Raw genomic sequence first — 3096 nt, forward strand, 5'->3', positions numbered from 1 at the left:
AGATCTACACGCGTAAGATCGTCGGCAGCGTCAGATGTGTATAAGAGACAGATTTAAAAGGTTTAACTTGATTTAAACATTATGGGTTGATTTATATTATTTTTTGAACTATTATTATAAATTAAACTTATTTCAATAGAAAAATTAATTATATATAATAACATATCCACTAAAATAATCATATCTAAAATTTGAAAATTAATCCTATTTTAATTTGAAACTTAAATTAAGTAAAGTTATTTAACTTATCATTATTTTAAAGTGTTTATACATGAATAATTATGGGATGGTGTTCTTATGAAAGCTTTATTTGTTATCACTGGGCGGGGAATGGGTGGTGACGCTGTCACTGCACTTAACATTGCTCGAGCATTATCTAAAAAGGGTGTTGAGTGCGAATTTGCTCTTGATCATACAGCTCCGGGTCTTTTATTAAAAAAAGAAGATATTCATTGGCATAAAATAAGCATCCCTCAGGCAGGAGGTCACGCTGCTACAAAAATAGCTCTAGCAAAAGCAGGCGTTAAAACAACTCGTGCTGCACTGGAAGCAGTTAAACTCATAAAAAATCAAAAACCAGATGTTTTAATAGGAGTAATTGGTGGAGGTGCTGTTGTAGGATGCTTATCTGCAAAAATAGCTAAAGTACCTGCAGTGGGCATACTTATAACTCCTATGGATGCTAAAGTCTGCACTAAACTTAATTCCAATATTGTTTTACCTGAATCTAATTTATATCAACAGGATTTAGATAATGAAAGACTGCACAAGGCATATTCGCCCATTAATCCTGAAGTAATTAAAGGAAATAAAAATAAAGCCCTTGAAAAAATGCCAGATTCATTTAATCCTCAAAAAACCACACTACTTTTTTCTTCAGGATCTTCTCTCTTTGAAAAGACTGCGCAAGCAGTTAGAGATATTGCATTAAGTAATATTGATGCTAATATTTTGGTAGTGGGACATCCTTTAAAAGAGGAATACTTGGAATATTTGGAAAATGAGAATATTATTAACCTGGGTTATGTGGATTGGATTCAGGATCTTTATAGTCTGGCAGATGTAGCCGTACTTACTGATGACGGAGTAATGATCCACGAAGCAATAGCTTGTAAGACGCCAATTGTGGCACTTACTGGCGTAAAATATGGGAGATATCATAATATGGCCGCGGTTTTTCCAGGTGCTGTGATGGAAAGTTCTCTGGAAAACTTAAAAGAAACTCTTTTAAATGCCTTAGATAATTTGAACCGCATTAAAGAAGAAGCTCAAAGATATGGTGGTGATGTTTTAAATTCTGCAGATAAAATTGCAGATATAATTATAAATGAGGCTAAAAAAGGAAGATGATATTTCTCTTTATTAATATCTATTTGTTCTATTCAATACTTTGAAAAAAACCTCATTAACTTATACAGAGAATCGGTTGAAGGATGGGTTTCTACAAATTTTTCAAAGTCGTATGTCTTTTTATCTAGTCGGGATAGCAGGGAAATATAAGCCAGATTATTCCGGGCAGAGGGGGAGATGGACAACACACTTTCAATATCCCCTGTTTCTAAATCTACTCCTAGCTCACTAAATCCAGTATGGCCACTTAACACTCTCCAAAACGAACCAGGACCTGCAGAACCTGGTATATGTCCATTAGTAACAGATTTAGGTCTGCTTTTTGAAGATTTACTATTTGATAATGGTAAAGAAGGCCCATCTTCTAAAAATGCTACATCATAATTAAGTGAGATGGAATGGGGTATGCTTTTATAGTTTATGTGGGTTTCAATTCCGGCAGCATTTCTAGCAGCAGTTACACCTTCCATTCTTCCTACGGGAGTAGTTCCAATGCTGCCAATCACATCTCCTGCAGCATAGATTCCCGGATGCGATGTTTCCATTTTATCGTTTACTAATATTTGCCCACGAGGACCGGTTTTTAATATATCCTTAACTATTTCAGAATTAGGTATCGTTCCGGTTGCTAAAAATACAAGTCCTTCTATTTTACCCTCGCTGGTAAGGGCATGATCTTCTTTAATTTCATGAATAGTTATGTTTTTATGGATATGGACATTTTTTAAAAGATATTCTGCAATATAATCGCTAATTTCACTTTTCAAGATACCTAAAAAATTGTTTCTACATAAAACATGGACTTCGCTACCCATCGAAGAAAAAATATTTGCAATTTCTGCTGCAATCACTCCACTACCCACAATTATTAAACTTTCAGGTAATTCTTTAATATTTAACAGATTTTTGTAGTTAATTGTGTGCTCAATACCTTTTATTGGTGGGATGAATGGTCTGCCACCAGTAGCAATAATCAATTTATCATACTCTAAGGTTTTTTTATTCAAATTAACGAGTTTATCGCTGATTGTTGCCTCAGAATAAATCAATTTAATCCCTGCTTCAACTGTCTCTTTTTCAGTCACATGTCTAATTTTGTTAAGTGTTTCTTTGATACCATTAGCTATATCTGAGTAATTAAAATCGCATTGTATGTTCATAATTTCATTGGCCTGGAGATTTTTAGCATCATTTAAAAAACGGGATATGTCATTAAGTCCACAAATCACCATGCATCCTTCATTTAGACAGGTGCCACCAATACGATTTTTTTCTATTAATGTAACTTCATTATCCAGTGATGCTAATTCTAAAGCAGCTGCCCGGCCTGCTGGACCTCCTCCTATAACAATAACTTTCATTAGATAACCCTCATTACTACTTTTATTTTAATGTATCCTACAAATCTTTATATGTAAGATACTTTACTAATTTTATTAATTAATACTACCTTAAATTTGATTGATTTTTTAATCAATTCAATATTTACATAAATACGGATTAAGATCCATGTATTAAAAATTAAATGGCTTTATGTCATTATATTTGATAAAAAAAGGAGAGGATAGTTACATGTGCATTGCAGCACCGGCTCAAGTAATTGAGATCAATAATAATGATAAAATTGCAGTAGTAGATTTTGGCGGAGTTAGACAGCAGGTAAAATTAGATCTGGTGGAAGATGTGGAAGAGGGTAGGTATGTGCTTGTCCACTCAGGATATGCTATTGAAGTTATGACTGATGAG

Annotated in this window: 3 protein-coding genes; 2 read left to right on the top strand and 1 reads right to left on the bottom strand. The window is 33.7% G+C overall.

Features of this window, described 5'->3' with window-relative positions:
* Positions 1 to 297: 297 nt before the first annotated feature.
* Positions 298 to 1350, top strand: coding sequence for a glycosyltransferase (locus tag MXE27_RS11685; protein WP_248612628.1), 1053 nt, complete (start codon positions 298 to 300; stop codon positions 1348 to 1350).
* 32 nt (positions 1351 to 1382) lie between these two features.
* On the opposite strand, the gene MXE27_RS11690 is transcribed toward MXE27_RS11685, so the two are convergent.
* Entirely contained in the window at positions 1383 to 2711 is a 1329-nt protein-coding gene (locus tag MXE27_RS11690; protein ID WP_248612629.1) for an FAD-dependent oxidoreductase, read from the bottom strand.
* 211 nt (positions 2712 to 2922) lie between these two features.
* Between MXE27_RS11690 and MXE27_RS11695 the strand changes: the two genes are divergently transcribed.
* On the top strand, positions 2923 to 3096 hold a 174-nt coding region (locus MXE27_RS11695), incomplete at its 3' end, for a HypC/HybG/HupF family hydrogenase formation chaperone (RefSeq protein ID WP_248612630.1).

It is taken from the genome of Methanobacterium alcaliphilum (assembly GCF_023227715.1).
Taxonomy (GTDB): Archaea; Methanobacteriota; Methanobacteria; order Methanobacteriales; family Methanobacteriaceae; genus Methanobacterium_E; species Methanobacterium_E alcaliphilum.

Coding starts and splice junctions, on each gene's coding strand:
- MXE27_RS11685 (WP_248612628.1), top strand. CDS start 298: ATGAAAGCTTTATTTGTTATCACTGGGCGGGGAATGGGTGGTGACGCT.
- MXE27_RS11690 (WP_248612629.1), bottom strand. CDS start 2,711: ATGAAAGTTATTGTTATAGGAGGAGGTCCAGCAGGCCGGGCAGCTGCT.